At 64.4% G+C, this 20,116-nt stretch carries 21 protein-coding genes; 10 read left to right on the forward strand and 11 right to left on the reverse strand.

Going from position 1 to position 20,116, the window contains the following annotated elements; translation table 11 throughout:
- The first annotated feature begins 280 nt into the window (after positions 1-280).
- A complete protein-coding gene (locus NLM31_RS28480; RefSeq protein WP_254194408.1) occupies positions 281-1,567 on the forward strand; it encodes an extracellular solute-binding protein in 1,287 nt (428 codons plus the stop codon).
- A 69-nt stretch (positions 1,568-1,636) separates the two neighbouring features.
- Here NLM31_RS28480 and NLM31_RS28485 read toward each other — a convergent pair whose 3' ends face one another.
- Entirely contained in the window at positions 1,637-3,541 is a 1,905-nt protein-coding gene (locus tag NLM31_RS28485; RefSeq protein ID WP_254194409.1) for an acyl-CoA synthetase, read from the reverse strand.
- A 249-nt stretch (positions 3,542-3,790) separates the two neighbouring features.
- On the opposite strand from NLM31_RS28485, the gene NLM31_RS28490 reads away from it, so the two are divergent.
- Entirely contained in the window at positions 3,791-4,885 is a 1,095-nt protein-coding gene (locus tag NLM31_RS28490) for a preprotein translocase subunit SecD (protein WP_254194410.1), read from the forward strand.
- 271 nt (positions 4,886-5,156) lie between these two features.
- Positions 5,157-5,963, forward strand: coding sequence for a Crp/Fnr family transcriptional regulator (locus NLM31_RS28495; RefSeq protein ID WP_254132482.1), 807 nt, complete (start codon positions 5,157-5,159; stop codon positions 5,961-5,963).
- Between the two features lie 46 nt (positions 5,964-6,009).
- On the opposite strand, the gene NLM31_RS28500 is transcribed toward NLM31_RS28495, so the two are convergent.
- The 3 genes from NLM31_RS28500 to NLM31_RS28510 are packed head-to-tail and all read right to left on the reverse strand — an operon-like array spanning position 6,010 to position 8,330.
- Complete coding sequence (locus tag NLM31_RS28500) at positions 6,010-6,753, reverse strand: 3-oxoacyl-ACP reductase family protein (protein WP_254194411.1); 744 nt, start codon at positions 6,751-6,753, stop codon at positions 6,010-6,012.
- Between the two features lie 45 nt (positions 6,754-6,798).
- Positions 6,799-7,545, reverse strand: a complete 747-nt coding sequence (locus NLM31_RS28505; RefSeq protein WP_254194412.1) for an SDR family NAD(P)-dependent oxidoreductase — start codon at positions 7,543-7,545, stop codon at positions 6,799-6,801.
- Between the two features lie 38 nt (positions 7,546-7,583).
- Entirely contained in the window at positions 7,584-8,330 is a 747-nt protein-coding gene (locus NLM31_RS28510) for an SDR family NAD(P)-dependent oxidoreductase (protein WP_254194413.1), read from the reverse strand.
- Positions 8,331-8,532: 202 nt separating this feature from the next.
- On the opposite strand from NLM31_RS28510, the gene NLM31_RS28515 reads away from it, so the two are divergent.
- Positions 8,533-9,438, forward strand: coding sequence for a LysR family transcriptional regulator (locus tag NLM31_RS28515; RefSeq protein ID WP_254194414.1), 906 nt, complete (start codon positions 8,533-8,535; stop codon positions 9,436-9,438).
- A 17-nt stretch (positions 9,439-9,455) separates the two neighbouring features.
- On the opposite strand, the gene NLM31_RS28520 is transcribed toward NLM31_RS28515, so the two are convergent.
- The 3 genes from NLM31_RS28520 to NLM31_RS28530 form a co-directional block, all read right to left on the reverse strand.
- On the reverse strand, positions 9,456-10,097 hold the full coding sequence (locus tag NLM31_RS28520) for a glutathione S-transferase family protein (RefSeq protein WP_254194415.1): 642 nt from the start codon (positions 10,095-10,097) through the stop codon (positions 9,456-9,458).
- Between the two features lie 70 nt (positions 10,098-10,167).
- Positions 10,168-10,512, reverse strand: a complete 345-nt coding sequence (locus tag NLM31_RS28525; RefSeq protein ID WP_309143709.1) for a response regulator — start codon at positions 10,510-10,512, stop codon at positions 10,168-10,170.
- A gap of 296 nt (positions 10,513-10,808) precedes the next feature.
- Complete coding sequence (locus NLM31_RS28530; RefSeq protein WP_254194416.1) at positions 10,809-11,360, reverse strand: cytochrome b; 552 nt, start codon at positions 11,358-11,360, stop codon at positions 10,809-10,811.
- 170 nt (positions 11,361-11,530) lie between these two features.
- Here NLM31_RS28530 and murI point away from each other — a divergent pair, with 170 nt between their 5' ends.
- The 6 genes from murI to NLM31_RS28560 all read left to right on the forward strand — a co-directional run bounded on the left by murI (position 11,531) and on the right by NLM31_RS28560 (position 16,464).
- Positions 11,531-12,328, forward strand: a complete 798-nt coding sequence (murI, locus tag NLM31_RS28535) for a glutamate racemase (RefSeq protein WP_254194417.1) — start codon at positions 11,531-11,533, stop codon at positions 12,326-12,328.
- Positions 12,329-12,388: 60 nt separating this feature from the next.
- On the forward strand, positions 12,389-13,162 hold the full coding sequence (locus tag NLM31_RS28540; protein ID WP_254194418.1) for an HpcH/HpaI aldolase/citrate lyase family protein: 774 nt from the start codon (positions 12,389-12,391) through the stop codon (positions 13,160-13,162).
- A gap of 69 nt (positions 13,163-13,231) precedes the next feature.
- Positions 13,232-13,615, forward strand: a complete 384-nt coding sequence (locus tag NLM31_RS28545; protein ID WP_254132491.1) for a cupin domain-containing protein — start codon at positions 13,232-13,234, stop codon at positions 13,613-13,615.
- Positions 13,616-13,722: 107 nt separating this feature from the next.
- Positions 13,723-14,490 (forward strand): acyltransferase, encoded by a 768-nt coding sequence (locus tag NLM31_RS28550; protein ID WP_254194419.1) that lies wholly within the window; start codon positions 13,723-13,725, stop codon positions 14,488-14,490.
- Between the two features lie 199 nt (positions 14,491-14,689).
- On the forward strand, positions 14,690-15,307 hold the full coding sequence (gene rpsD, locus NLM31_RS28555; protein WP_092228027.1) for a 30S ribosomal protein S4: 618 nt from the start codon (positions 14,690-14,692) through the stop codon (positions 15,305-15,307).
- Between the two features lie 89 nt (positions 15,308-15,396).
- Positions 15,397-16,464: a low specificity L-threonine aldolase gene (locus tag NLM31_RS28560; RefSeq protein ID WP_254194420.1), complete on the forward strand. Its 1,068-nt coding sequence runs from the start codon at positions 15,397-15,399 to the stop codon at positions 16,462-16,464.
- Positions 16,465-16,535: 71 nt separating this feature from the next.
- Here NLM31_RS28560 and NLM31_RS28565 read toward each other — a convergent pair whose 3' ends face one another.
- Genes NLM31_RS28565 through grxD form a run of 4 tightly spaced genes read right to left on the reverse strand, consistent with a single transcriptional unit; the run spans position 16,536 to position 20,014 of the window.
- Positions 16,536-17,798 carry a serine hydrolase gene (locus NLM31_RS28565; RefSeq protein WP_254194421.1) on the reverse strand — a complete coding sequence of 421 codons (1,263 nt, stop codon included), beginning with the start codon at positions 17,796-17,798 and terminating at the stop codon, positions 16,536-16,538.
- A gap of 1 nt (position 17,799) precedes the next feature.
- A complete protein-coding gene (locus NLM31_RS28570) occupies positions 17,800-19,086 on the reverse strand; it encodes a serine hydrolase (RefSeq protein ID WP_254132497.1) in 1,287 nt (428 codons plus the stop codon).
- Between the two features lie 46 nt (positions 19,087-19,132).
- The gene (locus NLM31_RS28575; protein WP_254194422.1) at positions 19,133-19,684 is read right to left on the reverse strand and encodes an O-acetyl-ADP-ribose deacetylase; all 552 of its coding nucleotides are present in this window, start codon (positions 19,682-19,684) and stop codon (positions 19,133-19,135) included.
- A 3-nt stretch (positions 19,685-19,687) separates the two neighbouring features.
- Positions 19,688-20,014, reverse strand: a complete 327-nt coding sequence (gene grxD, locus NLM31_RS28580) for a Grx4 family monothiol glutaredoxin (protein WP_122402493.1) — start codon at positions 20,012-20,014, stop codon at positions 19,688-19,690.
- Positions 20,015-20,116: the final 102 nt, after the last annotated feature.

The raw sequence follows: 20,116 nt of genomic DNA on the forward strand, positions 1-20,116 counted from the left end.
GTGGATCATCGACGCGCGTCGGAGCGGAGTGTTGCCGGAACGATAGCATGGGTGGGTCCGCGCAGGTGAGCGGGGAACCAGCCATTCTCGACGCACGCTACGCCGGCGCCGAAATCCGCCGGTTGGCGGGGCACAATGTCACGGCTGACGTCCCCTTTGGTGCAATTGACTGCCCGCAATTTGAAGCGCCAACATGGTACCAGGCGGAAACTCATGGAGCGGTGGGGTGTCAACCAGCCGTCGGAGCTTCGTCAAGGGATTGGGAGCGGCGGGAGCCGTCTTGCCCGCAGTCGGGCTGTTGCCGGGGCGAGGCCTGGCGGAAGATGCTCCCCCGGGCTATGCCGCCGCGATCGACTGGAAGCAATTTGCGGGACAGACGATCGCGCTTTCGGGAGCGATCCATCCATGGTCGAATGCGATCGCGCCGCTGTTGCCGGAGTTCACCATACTCACCGGCATCAACGTCACCATCGATTTCCAACTGGAAACCACCTACCTCGGCGCCACGCCGATCAAGCTCGCCCGCGGCAGCAGCACGCCCGACGTCTTCATGTTCACGACCTATGGCCAGGGCATCTCGAACGGATGGCTGGAGCCGCTCAACGGCTATTTTTCCAACAGGTCGCTGACCGATCCTGCGTGGTATGACGAGGGCGACCTGCTCAAGACGGCTAGAGCTTTCCCGCTGTGGTCGGACGGCGAACGGTATGCCGTTCCGATTACCTCCGAGGCGATGACGCTTTTCGTCAACAAGGATGCGCTGGCAGCCAAGGACCAGCCGCTTCCCCGGACTTTCGACGAGCTGCTTGTGGTGGCCAGGGCGGTCAAGACCAACGGGATGTCGGGGATCACCATGCGGGCCCAGGCCGGCGGCAATTCCTCCCCACCGGCCATGGGTTTCGTGTTCTCCTACGGCGGGGCCATGGTCGAGCACAACAAGGTCGCTTTCGCGAGCCCGGAGGCGATCGCGGCCGTCGAGATGTACGGACAGCTGCTCAGCCAGGCCGGGCCTGCCGGCGTCGGCAGCTATGAATGGTACAACGTGCTGGACGACTTCCTTCAGGGGCGGACGGCGATGGCGATCGACAGCAGCAACTTCGCGACCGACATCTCCAATCCTGCGAAAAGCCATGTCGCCAAGCAGGCCGGGTTTGCAACCTTTCCGCATCTCGCCGGTCGCGGACCCGTCCCCTTCATGTCGCACTGGCAGGCGTGCATCAATTCCAAATCGCGAAACAAGCGGGCGGCTTTCCTGTTCCTGCTCTGGGCGACGAGCAAGGCGACCTCGTTGCGGACTGCCGCTGCGGGGCTGGCGACGACACGCGTGTCGGCCTGGTCGAGCGAGGGCTTCAAGACGGCGTTCGGCTCGGAGGCAGCAGAGGCGGCGCTGACCAACTTGCAGAATGCCGATGTCGACCGCGCCAAGGCGATCCTTTTCCATCCGCAATCGAGACCGATCCTGGACGCCTTCATGATCGGCGTGAATGAAGTGGTCAACGGTGCGAAATCGGCGAAGGATGCGATGACGGGGGCAGCCGAAAGGGCCAATGCGGCGATCCGCGGGTAGCGGCGATGCGCCATGCGATCGGAAGACATGGGGCCATGCCGCGTGCGGCCCCATCGCGCTTACCCCCGATTAGCCGAAAACCACCTCATGCCGCATCACGAACGGGTCGAGCAGCGCGTGCACCTCGCCGGCGACCGCCTCCTGCTTGTCCCCCGGCGCGCCCACAACCGTTACGGTTGCGATCGAGCCGTGGCTGCCATGGGCGCCGACCTTGACCTTGCAGTCGATGCCGCGCGCGGTCAGCGGCATCAGCACTTTCGTGAACACGCGCTGCGCCGCGTCCCAGCGCAGTTGCGGCTTGAACACCTTGCCGACGCCGGTCACCGGCATCGGATCGATCGGAATGATCTGCACCGGAACGGCGGCGCGCTCCGGCGTGCGCTCGCGCACCCACGTCTCGAGCTCGCCGGGCTCGACGGACGCACCGGGCTTCAACTGTACATATCCAACCGGCAGCTCGCCTGCGTAAGCGTCGGGTTGGCCGACCACCGCAGCGAAACCGACGGCGGGATGGCGGAACATGATCTCCTCGATCGGTGCCGGATCGATGTTGTGGCCGCCGCGGATCACGAGGTCCTTGGCGCGGCCGGTGATCCAGAGATAGCCGTCGGCATCGAGCCGGCCGAGATCGCCGGAATTGACCCAGACCTCGTCGACGAAGGCCCCCTGGTTGTGGGCGTCGTTGAGATAGCCGCCGAACACGCCGGGCCCGGCCATGATGACGACGCCGATCTCGTCCGGCTTGCAATCGCGGATCAGGTTGCCATCGGCATCGAGCTGCACGATGCGGACGCGCGCGTATGGCATGGGAAGACCGACCGAGCCGAGCCGGATCGGTCGGCTGGGATAGGCGAGCGTATGCACGCTCGATGTCTCGGTCATGCCGTAGACTTCGACCACCGGCAGCTTGAGTTTCTCCTGGATCGCAGACCCCACCGCGACCGGGATCGCCGAGCCGCCACCGGCTGCATATTTCAGACTGGAGATGTCGGCATTTCCGGGGGGCACCGCGAGCGTCGCGGCGAGCACCGTCGGCACGCTCGACAACGCCTCGGGCTTGAAGCGCTCAACCAGGCCCCAGATGTTCTTCACCGCGTTCGGATTGCGCCAGCCGCTCGGCGACAGCACGACCAGCGAGCCGCCGGCGGAGAGCGTCAGCAGCACCTGCGTCAATGATCCGCCGACGTGAAACAGCGGCATGCCGAACAGCATGTTCGCGCCCGGTTTCGACTTCAGCAGCAGGTTGAGTGCCCAGGCCTGATAGACCTGGTTGGCGTGGGTATGCCGCACCAGTTTTGGTGTGCCGGTGGTGCCGCCCGTGTGGAAGTACGCAGCGATGTCGCTGCCCGAAATCTTGCGCCCGCCGACAAGCCGATCGGACGGCTGCTGCTTGATCAAATCGTTGAACGCGAAAATTCCGTTGGCGGGATCGCCGCCGGCCACCTGCACGATCGCCTTGAGGTGCTTGAGCTGCGGGCGGATCTGCTCGACCTTCTGCCAGATGTCGGTGCCCGGCATCGGCCCGAGCGCCACCAGGATTTTCGTGTTCGCCGCCTCCAGAATTTCCGCGATCTGGTGCGGCTCGAGCAGCGGATTGACGGGATTGGCGATGCCGGCGGCCTCCGCACCGAACAGCGTCACGAAGGCATCGGGCAGCAACGGCAGCATGAAGGAGATGACGTCGCCCTTTTCCGCGCCGAGCGCGTGAAACATGTTGGCGGCCTGCGTCACGCGCGCGATGAAGTCGCGGTAGGTGACGACGAGCGGCGTGTCCGCCGGATCGGCATTTTGCAGAAACTGGATTGCCGCCGCGTCGGGATTGCGCGCAGCTCCGAGCCTGATGGCATCATAGGTGCTCTCTGCCGCGACACGGTCCGCGTAAGGGACCTGCTCGAAGGCCCGGACCTCCTCGTCCGTCAAGAGCTCCGGATAGTCATTGCCGATGAACCGATCGAGCGCGTGGATGCCCGCCATGGAATTCCGTCCTCCCTCGGATGCATTCCCTCGCCGCCTGTCTTTTGACATTTTGGTTCGGCGAGACCTCGACCGATGACCGGTCGAGCGCGGACAGAATGCTGGATGATTTGGCGTTCGTCCATGGCCTAACGGCTACGGTCGTAGCACTCGGGTGCGCGTCCTTTTGAACCTCCGCGTCCGATCCGGGGACCAAGAACATGCGTCGGATTCGCCGGCCAGCGTCCTGCCGCAAGACTCGAGGTGATCATGACCACGCCCCCGCGGGACCGCGCCACACGGCTGATCGTTGCACTCGCCATGACGTCGGCGATCACGGCAACGGCGATCGCCCTGCCGCGCGCCGCGCTCGCCGATGGCCCGCTCGACAAGATGCGGGCCAAGGTCACGGCCTTCATCGGCGACAAGATGCAGACGCTCGGCGGGTCACGCATCGTCTACCAGGTGGACAGCTCCGGCCTGCGCGAAAGCGTCGTCACGGATCTGCGCGACGAGGTCTACAAGACCTTGCACGACGGCCATGTCGCCTTCTCCAATCTTGCGATCCGCGACGGCGGCGTCGACGTGAAGATCGCGGACGCCAAGGGCCGCGATCAGCTGGCGCGCAAACTCGCCTCGGCCGCGGACGGACTGCCCTCGCATGCGATTGCCGTGACCGACGGCGGCGACGGCGCGGTCAGGCTCGCGCCGACCGATGCCGCATCCGCTGCACGGCTGAATGACCTCGTCGAAGATTCCATTGCCATGATCGAGCAGCGCCTCAAGGATTCCGGCGTCAAGCTCGTCAGCGTCGTCCCTGACGGGACTGACCGCATCCGCATCGTCCTGCCTGGTGTGACCGACCCCGAGCGCGTCACCGCGATCTTCGCCCGGAAGGTCAAGGTCAGCTTCCGCCTGGTCGATGCCTCGATGTCACCGGAGCAGGCGCAATCCGGCACACCGCCCGAAGGCACCGAAGTCCTGCTCGGTTTCAAGGACAAGCGACCCTATCTGGTCGCCAAGGACAGTGCGCTGGACGGCGACGACATCAGCTATGCGGCGCCCGGCTTTGCGGCCGGCACCAAGGACCCGGTCGCTTCGTTCCGCTTCAACGGACGCGGCACCCGGCGCCTCGCCCACGTCACGGAAGAGAGCGTCGGCAGACCCTTCGCCATCGTGCTCGACGACAAGGTGATCTCGGCCCCCGTGATCCGCGAGCCCATCACCGGCGGCTCGGTCCAGATCTCGGGCAATTTCACCCTCGAGGAAGCCAACAGCGTCGCCATGCTGGTCCGCGCCGGCGCGCTGCCCGGGCACCTGACCCTCGTCGATCAGCAGGTCATCCAGCCGGCCACCAAGCCCTGAGGCCCGGAGCCCCCGCCGCGCCGGACAGCTAAGTTCGCTCAAACTCCGTCCAAAGTCCGTTCGCGACGCCCGGGCCCACACCCCGGCAGCCCCGAATCACGGCTGCATCAAGGCCATACGCGCAACCAACGGGCAATTGCCGAAATGCCCGATCAGGCTAAAATTTGCCTCTTGCAGCATGACGGCCGAAGGCTTCATTCAAGCGGTCGTCATTCGATTTCGGCTATACGAATACCGAGCAGGACTGAAGGCCTTACGCAGGGATAGTACCATGCCGTCCGGCAGCGCAGACATTTCCTCGATCCTCGACCGCATTCTGGACGCGGCGACGGATAATCTCAGGATCGCGAAGATCCTGGTCCAGATGGGCCTCGATCCCAACAACGTCACCTACGACGCGATCTTCAACCGGCTGCTGGAGATCTTCGTCCACAACATTACGCTGGCCAACATGTTCGCCGCGGTCGGCGCCGGCTTCTTCGTCGCCACCCTGCTGATGCGGACCATGGTGCCCTTGCGCGTCGCCAACATGATCGGCTGCGCCTTCTTCGCCATCTTCGGCGCGCTTTCGGCCAATGTCTCGACGTTCCTGCTGTATCTGCTGTTGCTTCCGATCAACGCTCTTCGCCTGAGGCAGATGCTCAAGCTGGTCAAGAAGGCGCGGCATGCGGCCGAGGGCGACATGTCGATCGAGTGGCTCAAGCCGTTCATGACCGAGCGCAAATATCGCCACGGCGACACGCTGTTCAAGCTGGGCGATCCGGCCAAGGACATGCTCCTCACGGTCACGGGCAAGTTCCTGGTCAAGGAGATCAACGTCGAGATCGGGCCCGGCGCGCTGATGGGCGAACTCGGCTTCCTCACGCCCGATAACCGGCGCACCGGAACGATCGAATGCATCGAAGACGGCCAGGTGCTGACGATCACCTATGACCGGCTGCTCGAGATCTACTTCCAGGATCCGCAGTTCGGCTATTACTTCCTGGTGTTGACCAGCCAGCGCCTCCTGCAAAACATCGATCGCCTGCAGAAGCAGCTGGCTGCGGCGCGGGCGCCGACCACGAACAGGATCGCGTAAACCGGGCGACCAATTCGGCCGCCCGATTTTCCGATTTTTCCCGCGATCAGGCGTTGGTGCCACCGTCGACCGTAAGATTCGCACCCGTAATGTAGGACGCCTCGGGGCTGGCGACGAAGGCGACCAGCGCCGCCACCTCCTCCACCTTGCCGTAACGGTTGAGGGCGGTCGCTGCCTTCTGCGGGGTCGCCCAGTCGCCGGAGGCAGGGTTCAGATCCGTGTCGATCGGCCCCGGCTGCACGTTGTTGACGGTGATGCCGCGTTCCCCGACCTCGCGCGACAGCCCTTGTGTGAACATCCGGATCGCGGCCTTCGTCGCCGAGTAAGGCACCAGTCCCGGTGTCATCATGCGCTCGCCGACGCATGAGCCGATCGAGATGATTCGGCCGTTGTCGTTCATCTGCTTCAGCGCGGCCTGCGTGGCGATGAACACGCCGCGGATGTTGAGGTTGATCACCTGGTCGAGTTCCTCCAGCGCGGTCTCCTCGAACTTCTTGGGGATCGCGGTGCCCGCATTATTCACGAGCACGTCGAGCTTGCCGAGCGTACTGACGGTCTTGTCGATCGCGGCCTGCACGGCCTTGGGATCGGTGGCATCGGCCTGGATGGCGATGGCCTTCCCGCCTGCGCCTTCGATCGCCATGACGATTGCGGCCGCAGCATCCGCGCCTCGGCTGTAGGTGATGGCGACCTTGGCGCCATCAGCTGCGAGCCGCTTGGCGATGGCAGCGCCGATTCCGCGCGAGCCGCCGGTGACGAGTGCAGTTTTGCCTTCGAGTTTCTTTGACATGTTGGACTTCCTTTTGAGGTCGGGAAAGAAACGGCGGCGGCCAGCTCAGAGTTTCGAGCCTCCGTCGACGTGAACTGTGTCGCCGGTGATCCAGCGCGCATCGGGAGAGGCGAGGAAGGCGACGGCATCTGCGATGTCGTCGGGCTCGGCGATCCGCTTCAAAGTCTGCATGCCGAGCGCATAGTCGCGCCCCGCATCGGTCTTGGTGAAGGACGACATCTCGGTCCCCACCACTCCGGGCGCCACCGCGTTGACGCGCACGCCTCGCGCGCCGAGCGCTGCCGCAAAATGCTTCACAAGCGTGTCGATCGCGCCCTTGGTCGCGGCATAGGCCGGCAGCGTGCCGACCACGGCATGTGCAGCCAGCGAGGAGACCAGCACGACGCTGCTGCCCTCATGCAGGGTGGGCAGCAATTGCTGCACCAGGAAGAACGGCGCGCGGACGTTGACGGCGAACAGCCGGTCGAAATCCTCGACCGTGGTGTCCTCGATCATGGCCGCCTTGGCGACACCGGCGTTGGCGACCAGGATGTCGAGCCGGTCGCCGACGATGCCGCGCACGCGGCTCGCCAGTTGATGCGCCCCGTCAGGCGCGCCGAGATCGGCCCCGATGGCGTCGGCGCGACCGCCGTTCTTGCGAATCTCGGCGACGACGGCCTCCGCCTCCTTGGCACTCTGGCCGTAATGCACGAGCACCTGCGCACCGCGCTGGGCGAGCGCCAGGGCCGAGGCGCGGCCGATGCCGCGCGAAGCGCCGGTGACGAGAGCAGTCTTTCCTTTGAGGTCGGTCATGGTCTTTCTCACTTTCTCTGGAATGCTCTGGAAACGACTTAGCTGGCGGTCTTGCCGCCGTTGACGCGAATGATCTGGCCGGTGATGAACGAAGCTTGCTCCGATCCGACGAACAGCACCGCGTTAGCGATCTCGTCTGGCCTTGCGCCGCGCTTGAGGGGCACGGCGGCGTAGAACGCCGCCTTCTTCTCCGGCGATCCGGTCAGGCGATCGAGCATGGCGGTATCCGTCGGACCGGGAGCGACCGCATTGACGCGCACGCCGAAGGCCGCAGCTTCCAGGGCCGCTGACTTGGTCAGGCCTTCGACGGCATGCTTGCTGGCGGTGTAGAGTGCCAGGTTGGCCGCGCCCCGTTCGCCCATGGTCGAGGAGACGTTGATGATGCTGCCCGCGCCCTGCGCCTTCATCACGCGCAGCTCGTGCTTGATGCTGAGCAACGTTCCGAGCACGTTGGTGTTGAAGATGTCGGCGTAGCTTTGCTCGGTCTGCTCCCACACCGGGCCGGGAGTGCCTTCGACGCCTGCGTTGTTGACCGCAACATCGAGGCGACCAAACCGCTTGACGGTCTTGTCAACGAGATCGCTTATCTCAGCTTCATTGCGGACGTCGGCCTTGACGAATTCGGCCTCCGCGCCAAGGTCGCGCAACTCTGCGGCCAATGCCTGCCCGGCATCGTCTCGCCTGCCGGACACCACCACCCGATGACCGGATCGCGCGAAGGAAACGGCAGTCGCCCGGCCGATACCAGCGAGCGCGCCCGTGATCAATACAACCGGCAAAGCCATGAAAATCCCTTTCCTTCTGTCCTTTCCGACGCCGCCAGATCGATTGGGTCCAACAGCATCGCTTCCGTGAGATAGGGAAAGGCTCTTTTCGTCGCCAAGACTTTGTTAGTTGCCTTTCATGCCTGACAGGTATGGGATGGTCGCCAGCGGCGCCTTTGCCTGGAGGCAATTGGGCCGCGAACCTGTTGAGAGGCATTTGCTCATGGAGCTGCGTCACCTCCGGTACTTCGTCGCTGTCGCCGAGGAAGGCAGCTTCACGGTTGCCGCCGAGAAGCGGCTGCGCACCGCGCAGCCCTCGCTCAGCCGCCAGATCCGTGACCTCGAATACGAGGTCGGCGTGCCCTTGTTTGCGCGCAGCGTGCACGGCGTCGAGCTGACGGTCGCGGGAAAGACCTTTCTCGATCACGCGCGCCTGGCGCTGACGCAAGCGGACGCGGCAATCGAGGCAGCGCGGCGCGCCGGCCGCCCCGAAAAATCACGCTTGGCACTCGGCTTCCTCACCGGGCAGGAAATCGACTGGCTGCCGGAGGCAATGCGCGTGCTGCGCGACGAGTTGCCGAACATCGACGTCACAGTGACGAGCGATTTTTCGCCCGTGCTGGCGGAGGGCCTGACGCGCGGCAGCCTCGACCTGGCCTTCATGCGGCGTGAGGCACACTCGACCGATCTCGTCTACCAAACCGTGATCAAGGAGACGCTGGCCGCTGTGTTGCCGAGCGACCACCGCCTCGCGAAGCTGGACCGTGTCGAGCTTGCAAGGCTTGAGGGGACGCCTTTCATCAACGTCTCCGACACCGCGCCCGAGCTTCTCAAGATCATCAACGACCATTTGCGCGACAGCGGACTCGGCATCGCGACTGCCCATGAGGCCGACAACATCGTCATGGCGGTGTCGATGGTCGCCTCCACCCGCGGCTTCGCGCTGCTGCCAAGCTATGTGAAGAACTTTCTGCCCTGGTCCGTCGTCAGTCGCCCGCTCAAGGGCAACGCGCCGACGATCGACCTCGTCGTCGGCTATCACAAGGCCAATGCCTCGCCGATCCTGGCGAAATTCATCTCGCGATTAGGCGACCTGATCGAACGCGCGACGAAGCACGCGCCGCGGTGATCGTGCCCGCGTGCTGCTCAGCTCAAGAGCAGCGCCATGCCGGGATCGCCCTTCTCCATCGCACGCCGGTAAGCCGGACGCGCGCCGATACGGCCGAGATATTTGACCACGTTCGGGCATCGCGCGAGATCGTAGGGCTGGAAATAACGCATCGTCGTGAGCGAGAAGCCCATCATGATGTCGGCCGTGGTAAAGGTGCTGCCCGCGAGATACTCGGCATCGCGCACGCGCGCATCGACGAGATCGAAAGCACGGTCGACGCGCGCCTTGGTCGCGACCAGCATCGGATTATCCTCGGCGAGCTTGAGCCGGTTCAGCAGCATCAGCCGGCCCATGCCGGCTTGCAGCGTGCCGTTGGCGAAGTGAAACCAATAGAGGAATTGCGCGAAATCGGGCGCGTCCGGGCCGAGCACGAGGCGGCCCTTGCCGTATCTGGTCATGATGTAGTCGACGATGGCGCCGGATTCGGCGAGCACGAGATCGCCATCAACGATGACCGGCGCCGACCCGATCGGATGCAGCGCCTTGTAGTCGGGCGGCGCCAACATCGTGACGGAATCGCGCGCATAGCGCTTCAGCTCGTAAGGAATCCCGAGCTCCTCGCAGAGCCAGACGATGCGTTCGGATTGCGATTTGCCGAGATGATGGACGGTGAGCATGGGCGTCTCCTGCGGGCAGAGTTCCGCCCGGCCCAAGCATAGCGTAGCCAGGTGTCACCTTGAAGGTCGTTCAGGCGACCAGGCTGCGCAGCGCTCCGATCATCTTGTCCGGCGCGTAGGGCTTGTTGAAGAAGCGGCTTCGTTCCGGCAGCTCGGCGTGCTCGACCAGCATGTGCCCGGAGACGACGACCAGCTGAATCGGTGGCCAGCGATTGCGCACGACGGCGGCCAGACGCAGCCCATCCATTGAGCCGGGCATGTCGACGTCGGTCAGCACGATCCGGATATCATCACGGCTTTCCAGCATGACGATCGCCTCGTCCGCATTGTCTGCGAAGATCGGCGTCAAGCCGGCATCCTCCACGAGGTCGCCCGCAATCATCATCTGGAGAGGATCGTCCTCGACGACGAGCACGACGGGCTTCGCTGTCACTTCAATCTGCCCGTCCACTGTCTAAGCCTGCGACGCCGTGAGAGGTTCGTTCCGCAATCTGCCACCTGGCCGCGCTCGCCACCAGCCTCGGATCGTGCGTTCGATGAGATGCCACCTTGTCCCGCATCGCGCTCGTGCCCGCGATGATGGCAGCGTGTGAGTGAACTCTATAAGCTCGAGATCACGCGAAGGTTCCGCCCCGCTTGGGTCACGGCGGCGTGACCCAGCGCATCGCCAACGACGATGCGACGGATGAAACGTGGCGAGCGTTGGCTGCCTTACGCCGCCTCGTCGGTCACCATGCGCGCCACGACGCGGTCGCGGCGGATGAAGTGGTGCCAGAGGGCCGCGATCACGTGGACCGCGATCAAGGCCAGCAGCACATAGGCAAAGAAGATGTGCCGATCCTCGAAGGCATCCGCCGCCGCCTTATCCGGAGAGGTGAATTGCGGCACGTGAAACAGGCCGAAGAAGTCCGAATAGTTGGTCGCGCGCGCACCGGAATGCGCCCAGCCCAGCATCGCGACCAGGATGACGACGAGATAGAGCGCGCCATGGCTGACATGGGCCGCGATCTTCTGCCAGCGCAAGGTCTCGACCGGCAGCGCCGGGGTCGGATTGATGGCGCGCCAGACCAGGCGCAACACCGTGAGCAGCAGGATCACGTAACCGATGTCGGCGTGGATCGAACGGTAGAAAAACCGATCTGGCCGTGCGGGAAAGTGGTTCATCCACCAGCCGAAGGCGATCATGCCGATGATCGCCAGCGCCAAGCCCCAGTGAAACCAGCGGGCAACGCTCCCCCAGCCGGTCCTCGTGTTTCTGATCATGTCGGCTCCCGAAAATTTGCGGATGTCCCAACCGCAGCGCAGCACGGCTGCAAATAGCGGGAACATGCGGCAAAGGTGAAATTGAATCGTTCCAAACTGGGCGTCGGCCGCCCCCGCCGCAAAACCGCCCTAAAAACCGAATGGTAACCATGGCGGGCTAGGGTAATCACGTGACCAATTCCCCGACGATCCTGGTATTCGACTCCGGTCTTGGCGGTCTCACCGTGCTGCGTGAGGTCGTGGCCGCGCGCCCGGACGCCCATTACGTCTACGTCGCCGACGATGCCTTCTTCCCCTATGGCCATCACAGCGAGGACGAGATCATTGCCCGCGTGGTGCCGCTGATGGGGGAGCTGATCGGCACCCATGATCCTGACCTCGTCGTCATCGCCTGCAACACCGCCTCCACCCTGGTCCTATCGCATCTGCGGGCCGCTTATTCCGTGCCCTTCGTCGGCACGGTGCCGGCGATCAAGCCGGCCTGCGCCCGCTCGAAGACCCGCCGCGTCTCGGTGCTCGGCACCAAGGGCACGGTGAAGCGCGAATACACCAAGGCGCTGATCCGTGATTACGCACTGGGCTGCGAGGTCACGCTGGTCGGCTCGCCCGAATTGGCCTCGCTCGCGGAGCGCGAGCTCAGCGGTCACCCGATCAGCGACGGCGATATCCTCACCGAACTCACCCCCTGCTTCGTCGGCGATGCCGCGGACGCGGGCGCGCGCACCGACACCGTGGTGCTTGCCTGCACGCATTATCCGCTGCTGCTCGACCGGATGAAGAAGCTCGCGCCATGGCCGGTCGAGTGGATCGACCCGGCACCTGCGATCGCCCGCCGCGTCTCGGATCTGCTTGGCGCATCGACCTGCGGCATCGCGCAGTCCGGCGCCGAGATGATTTTCACGTCCAACCGCGTGCATGGCCTCAGCGCCACGCTGACGCCGTTCTTCGGCGGGCGCGCGGTCGCCTGACTTGCGCCGCGGCGGCGCGCTGCTAGGCTCCGCCGTCGTCATCCCTCCGCAGGTCATCACATGCCGGTCCCCGCAACGCCGCTCAATCGCCTCCGCCAATTGTGGAGCGAAGGCCGCCCCGCCTTCGGCGCGATCGCAACGATCCCGAGTGTGCAGATGGTGCAGATCATGGCGCGCTCGCTCGATTGGATCATCGTCGATCTCGAGCACGGCCCGATCGGATTGACGGAAGCGCATGCAATGATCGCCGCGACGACGGGCACGCCGTGCACGCCGCTGGTGCGGATCGCGGCGAACGAGCCGTGGCTTGCGAAAGCGCCGATGGACATCGGCGCCTTCGGCATCAATTTCCCGATGATCACGAACCGCAGCGAGGCGGAGAAGGCGGTGCGCAGCGTACGCTATCCGCCGCGCGGCGATCGTCTGTGGGGTCCGTTCCACGCGCCGTTCCGCTGGGGCCAGTCGATGCCGGACTACATGGCGTCAGCCGACGACGAGATGATCTGCATGATCACCATCGAGCATGTCGATGCCGTCAACCGCATCGATGAGATCATGGCAACGCCGGGCATCGACGTCGCCGTCATCGGCCCGGGCGATCTCGCCACGTCCATCAACAAGCGCGGACGGATGGACGATCCCGAGCTGCTCGAACTGGTCGCCCGCGCGGAGGCCGGCATCCTCAGAAGCGGCGTCCCGATCGGCGGCGTGGCCCGTACCGCAGACCAGGCCAACGCCCTGATTGATCGCGGCTACCGCGCGATCGCGCTCGGCTTCGACTGGTCGCTGTTTCAGCGCGGCATCATGGCAGCCTTCGACGGTATCAAGCGCTGAACAGGCCGGTTGCCACCTTGCCGGGAACAGCGGCACTGCTAGGGTCGGCCATTCCAGAGAGGAAAAACCATGCTCAAAAAGACTTTGCTCGCTCTGACCTTCACCAGCCTCGCCGTCGCTGCCTTTGCCCAGCAGACCGGCATCAAGCGCACCCCGCTCCAGAAAGTCGAATTCCCGGATGGCTACAACACCGTTACCGCCATCGCGGAAGTCCCGGCGGGCGGGGCGGCAGGCCGCCATACCCATCCCGGCGTTGAGACCGGCTACGTGCTCGAAGGCGAGCTCAATCTGCTGGTCGATGGGCAGCCGGAGAAGACCCTGAAAGCCGGTGATTCCTACCAGATCCCGGCAGGTGTCGTGCACGACGCCAAGGCTCATGGCGATAAGGCTATGAAAGTGCTGGGAGTTTACATCGTCGACAAGACCAAGCCGCTGGCCTCGCCGGCCCCCTGATAGGGCCGAACCGATACGCCCCCAGGCGGTTGGTTCGTGCTAGAGCAGACGGCGAGCGGGCGCCCCCTCGCCGTCGCTCATTTTCAATCCGCGGGAACCGGAGAACGATGCGCGGTCAACCTAAGAACATTTCGCTGCCGCGCCGCCTGATTATCGACCTCATGCGCGCCTCGATGGGCGTGCCGTTCGTCTCGCTGTCCCGCTCGCTCAATATCCGGCCGCTGCTGGAGGCCCGTGGGGGCGCGATGGCGCCTGCCGGCTGGGCCGCGATGTTCGTCAAGGCCTTCGCCCTAGTCGCCAGGGACGAGCCGGTCCTGCGCACCGTCTATGCCAAATGGCCCTGGCCATCGCTCTACGAGCTGCCGAAGAGCGTGGCCCTCATCGCCATCGCCCGGGTCGAGAACGGCGAGGAATGCGTGATGCCGCAGCGAATCGCGGCTCCCGAGACCATGACGCTGGCCGCGGTCGACGCCGAAATCCGGCGCGCCAAGACCGCGCCGATCGACGACGTCCCGATGTTCCGCAAGATCATGCGGGCGACCCGCCTGCCGCTGCCGCTGCGGCGGCTGTCCTGGGCGGTGGGATTAAATTTCGGCCGGCAGCGGGGCAATTGGTTCGGCAGTTTCCAGGTGAGCTCGGTGGCCGCCTATGGCGGCGGCGAGCTCCACCCGGTCACGCCCGGCCCCTTCATCGTCAGCTACGGGGTCGTCGAGCCCGACCAGACCATCCATGTCGTGATCCGCTGGGACCATCGGGTCACGGATGCCGCCCCCATCGCCCGGGTCCTGACCCGGCTGGAACAGGTGCTGAACACTGAAATCGCTGCCGAATTACGGGCGGCTGGCGCCAAACCAATCCGGGCCGTCGGAACCTGATTCCGGGGCCGTTCGCATTGACAAATCGGCCCAAACTCTCCTAAAAGCCCCCTGCTCGCGGGCCGATTTCGGCCCGCGAAGCGTTTCGCGACCCGTGGTCCTGTTCCTTCAAGCTTTGGGGATCGGACCTGTCAGTGCCGGGCTAGCCCGTCACCCAGGAGGGCGCGTTTCCTCAAACCATGCAACCGAAGAGGACGCGATGACTAAGCGCAGTGAGGCGAAGTACAAACTCGATCGCCGTATGGGCCAGAACATCTGGGGCCGCCCGAAGAGCCCCGTGAACCGCAGGGAATACGGCCCCGGCCAGCACGGCCAGCGCCGCAAGGGCAAGCTCTCCGACTTCGGCGTGCAGCTGCGCGCCAAGCAGAAGCTGAAGGGCTACTACGCCAACATTTCCGAACGTCAGTTCCACGGCATCTATGTCGAGGCGAGCCGCCTCAAGGGTGACACCGGCGAGAACCTGATCGGCCTGCTCGAGCGTCGTCTCGACGCGGTCGTGTACCGCGCCAAGTTCGTCTCGACGATCTTCGCCGCGCGCCAGTTCATCAACCACGGCCACATCAAGGTGAACGGCCGCAAGGTCAACATCTCGAGCTACCAGATCAAGGTCGGCGACGTGATCGAGGTCAAGGAAGCCTCCAAACAGCTCGCCCACGTTCTCGAAGCCAGCCAGCTCCCCGAGCGCGACACCCCCGACTATCTCGAAGTCGACCACGGCAAGATGACCGCCAAGTACGTGCGCATCCCCGGCCTCTCCGACGTGCCGTTCCCGGTGCAGATGGAGCCCCATCTGGTCGTCGAATTCTATTCGCGCTAAGATCTGAATATCGAAAGGCCCCGGTTCGCCGGGGCCTTTTTGCTTAAGAGCCACACTTCAGTGGCCGCAATGCTTTCAGGAGCCGTCGCATGCTCTACACCCCGCCCCCGATCGATTCCAAGGCGCCGCCGGTGCGCATCAATCTGCTCTCGGACACGCAGACCAAGCCGACGGCTGCGATGCGCGAGGCGATGGCGCGGGCCGAGGTCGGCGACGAGCAGGTCGGCGACGATCCGACCGTGAATGCGCTGTGCGAGCGCGTCGCCGATCTGATGGGCAAGGAGGCCGCGGTCTACATGCCGTCGGGCACGATGTGCAATGTCACCGCGACGCTGGTGCATTGCCGTCCCGGCGACGAGATCCTGGCGCATGAGACCGCGCATATCATCGCCCGCGAAGGCGGCGCGCATGCCGCGATCGGCGGCTTCCAGGTGACGCAGCTCAAGGGCGCCGATGGCCAGTTCACGCCGGAGACGTTCCGCAAGGCCCTGCATCCGCGCACGCGCTACCAGCCGACACAGACCGTCGTCAGCGTCGAGCAGACCGCCAATATCGGTGGCGGCACGATCTGGAAGAAGGCGGCGCTCGACGAGATCGTCGCAATCGCCAGACAACATGGCCTCGTCACCCACATGGACGGCGCGCGCCTGCTCAACGCCACGGTCGCGAGCGGCATCTCGCCGCGCGACATGACCGCGGGCTGGGATTCGGCCTGGATCGATTTCTCCAAGGGCCTCGGCGCGCCGATCGGCGGCGTGCTCGCAGGCACGCGCGCCTTCATCGACGCAGTCTGGCAGTGGAAGCAGCGCCTCGGCGGCTCGATGCGGCAGGCCGGCGTCTGCGCGGCCGCCTGCATCTACGCGCTCGACCATCACGTTGACCGCCTCGCCGACGACCACGCCAATGCGCGTACGCTGGCCCGCGGACTGTCGCAGATCTCGGGTGTCGAGGTGCAGGAGCCCGAGACTAACCTCGTCTTCTTCAAGCCCGACGGCGCCGGCATCTCAGGCGACAAGATGGTCGCCGCACTGCGCCAGCGTGGCGTGACGCTCGCGATGATGGACGGCCGCATCCGTGCCTGCACGCATCTCGACGTCAATTCGAGCCAGATCGAGGAAACGATCGGCTATGTCAGAGAGATCGTGCGCGGGGCTTAAGACTTAAGTCCCGTGTAGCCCGGATGGAGCGCAGCGAAATCCGGGCGACGAAAGCGGACAACCGAACGCGATCACCGCCCCATCGCCTGATAGATCAGCGTCTTCAGCGCGAGCTGAATGCGGCCGCGCTGCGACGGGGTCTGCACCATGAAAATCCCGAACAGATCGTCTTCGGGATCGATGAAGAAGAAGGTGCCGCCGACGCCATCCCAGCGATATTCACCGAGCGGCCACGATGTGCCTGACGGCACCGAGATGCGCACGGCGACGCCGAGGCCGTAGCCCGAGCTCTCCCCCGGGTAATAGTTCTTGTCACGCTCGACATGGGTGTCAGGACCGATGTGGTCCGACGCCATTACGGCGAGCGTTTCAGGCTTGAGATAGCGTCGTCCCTCGAAGGTGCCGCGGTTGAGTAGCATCTGCGAGAAGCGCGCATAGTCGCCGATGGTGCCGACGAGCCCCCCGCCGCCCGACTCCCATCGCAATGGTTTCCGGGGATCGCGGACCTGCGTCATCGGGCTGATCGCGCGATCCTGCGGCATCGGCTCGGCGATGCGCGGCCACTTGGCGGGATCGGCGACATAGAACGCGGTGTCCTTCATCCCGAGTGGATCGAGCAGCCGCTCCTTCGCGAAGGCGAGCAGCGATTTCCCCGAGATCACCTCGATGATGCGGCCGAGCACATCGGTGGAGTGGCCGTAATCCCAGATCGTGCCGGGCTGTTCGGCGAGCGGCAACGCAGTGATCTTCGCGACGAGCTCGGCATTGGTCAGGTCTTTGCTGTCGAACAGACCGGCGTCCGCATAGAGCTTGTTCACCAGGCCCCCGCCGTAATAGCCGTAGGGGATCCCGGCGGTGTGGCGCATCAAATCCTCGATCGTCACCGGACGATTGAGCGGCTCGAGCTCCAGCGAGACCTTGTTGTCCTCGGCCTTCTTCTCGACGCCGACCTTCATGCCGGCGAACGCCGGAATGTATTTCGAGACGGGATCGTTGATCGCGAGCCTGCCCTCCTCGACCAGCATCATCGCCAGGACGGAGGTGATCGGCTTCGACATCGAATAGAGCCGGAAGATCGTGTCCGCGCTCATCGAAAGTTCGGTCGCGACGTCGCGGATGCCGAAATTCTCGTAATAGACCGGCTTGCCGTGCTGCTGGAGCAGCAGGATCGCGCCCGGAAACTTGCCGGTCGCGATCTCGTTCCTGATGTAGTCGGAGACTTTTGCCAGGCCATCCGGCGTGAAGTTGTGCGCGCGGTTCTCGGAGCCCGCTTGCGCACCGACGACGGCGAACAAAAGGACGAGCGCCGCAATCAGCCCGCGGCGCCCGTGCATGTCAGTTCTCCATGGCTTCATAGATCAGTTGCTTCAATGTCCGCTGGATGCGCTGGCGCTCGGTCGGGGTCTGTTCAAGCAGGACAAAGAACATGTCCTGCTTGGGGTCGATCACGAAATAGCAGCCGGAGGCACCGTCCCACTTCAATTCACCGAGATCGCCGGGCGGCGGCGGTTTTGCGTTGCCGGGATCGGTGCGCACGGCAAGACCGAGCCCGAAGCCGAAACCGTCGCCGGGAAAGTAGAAATAGTCACGACTGACGCCGGAATTCGGGCCGACCTGGTCGGTCACCATCAGCTTGAACGTCTCGGGCTTGAGGATGGTCTTGCCGTCCAGCGTGCCGCCGTTGAGCAGCATCTGGGCGAAGCGCTCATAGTCGGCCATGGTCGTCACCATGCCGCCGCTTGCAAACTGGATCTTCTTGACGACCGTCGGATCGTTGATGCGGCCGACCCGGAAATCGCTGTCGTTCGGCACCGGCTGGGCGAGGAGCTTTTGTTTCTCGGGGTCCGTGACGAGGAAGCCGGTGTCGACCATGCCGAGCGGACCGAGCAGCGTCTCCCGCTCGATATCGAGCAGCGGCTTGCCCGCCGCGACCTCCATGACGCGCGCCAGGATGTCGGTGGAATGGCCGTATTGCCAGAGCGCCCCCGGCTGGTTGTGCAGCGGCAGCTTTGCGATGCGTTCGGCGAACTCCGCGAGGTCGAAATCGCCGGCATAGATATTGGCGTCGCGATAGGCCTTGCGGACCAGGGTGTCGCCATAAAAGCCGTAGGTGACGCCCGAGGTGTGCGTCATCAGATCATGCACCGTCATCGGCCGGTTTGGCGGCACGAGCTCGAGCGACTTGGTGCCGTCGTCGGCCTTCTTCTCGACGCCGACCTTCACATTGGCGAAGGACGGGATGTATTTGGAGACGGGATCGTCGAGCTTGATCTTGCCGTCCTCGAGCATTTTCATCGCGACCACGGCAGTGATCGCCTTGCTCATCGAGAACAGGCGGAAGATCGTCTTGTCGGTGATCGGCGCCTTGCTGACCACGTCCTGCACGCCGAAGGCCTCGTGGTAGACCGGCTTGCCGTGCTGCTTGATCAGCACGGTTGCACCCGCAATCTTGCCGGTCGCGACCTCGTTCTTGAAGAACTCGCTGACCTTCGCGAGCTTGTCCTGATTGAAATGTGCGCCGGCCGGAATCTCGTAAGTGCCTTCCGCGCGCGCGAGCGACATCGTGCCAAATGACACAAGCGCGCCGCAAACCAACGCAAATCGTCCAAAACGAAAAATCATATCCCCTCCACGGAACATGGGCGGGCGGAGTGTACTGACGGCGCCATCAGGCACAAGGGCCGCTATGTCGCGCGAGCGCCTCGGCATGGAGTTCGGCGCTCGACTCAGAGAAGCAGCAGAAGACGACCCGATCAACGGATGGCGTGGCGGGCAACATCTCGACCGTCGTGCGGACGGCGATCTCGGCCGCCCGGTCGGCCGGAAAACGATAGACGCCGGTCGAAATCGCGGGGAACGCCACCGAGGTCAGCGCGTGCTGTCCGCACAGCTCCATCGCGCGGCGGTAGCAGGAGGCGAGCAGATCGTCCTCGCCGATCGTGCCGCCGTTCCAGACCGGTCCAACGGTGTGGATCACGTGCGCGGCCTTGAGCCGATAGCCTTTGGTGATTTTGGCATCGCCGGTCTTGCAACCGTGGAGCATCCGGCATTCGGCAACGAGCTCAGGCCCGGCCGCCCTGTGGATCGCGCCATCCACGCCGCCCCCGCCAAGGAGCGACGTATTGGCGGCGTTGACGATAGCGTCAACGCCGAGGGTCGTGATGTCAGCAACGAGGACGTCGAGCTGGACGGCGCCGATCTGGCGCGTCAGCACCGTCACGGATCAGGCCGCGACCGCGACGCCCTTCTCGGAGAAGAGCTGCTGTAGCTCGCCGGCCTGGAACATCTCGCGGACGATGTCGCAACCGCCGATGAACTCGCCCTTCACGTAGAGCTGGGGGATGGTCGGCCAGTTCGAGTATTCCTTGATGCCGTTGCGGAGCTCCGCGGATTCGAGGACGTTGAGGCCCTTATAGCCGACGCCGATGTGGTCGAGGATCTGCACGACCTGGCCGGAGAAACCGCACTGCGGAAATTGCGGCGTACCCTTCATGAACAGAACCACGTCGTTCGACTTCACTTCGTTGTCGATGAATTCCGCGATGCTCATATCCGTATCCTTCTGGGGCAGAGCCCTTACCTGTCATTCCGGGCCGGCTCAGCCGATCTAACCCGATACCTGCCTATATATGTAGCCCAAACCGTTGTGCAT

The sequence above is a fragment of the Bradyrhizobium sp. CCGUVB4N genome (genome assembly GCF_024199945.1).
In the GTDB taxonomy this organism is placed as follows: Bacteria; Pseudomonadota; Alphaproteobacteria; order Rhizobiales; family Xanthobacteraceae; genus Bradyrhizobium.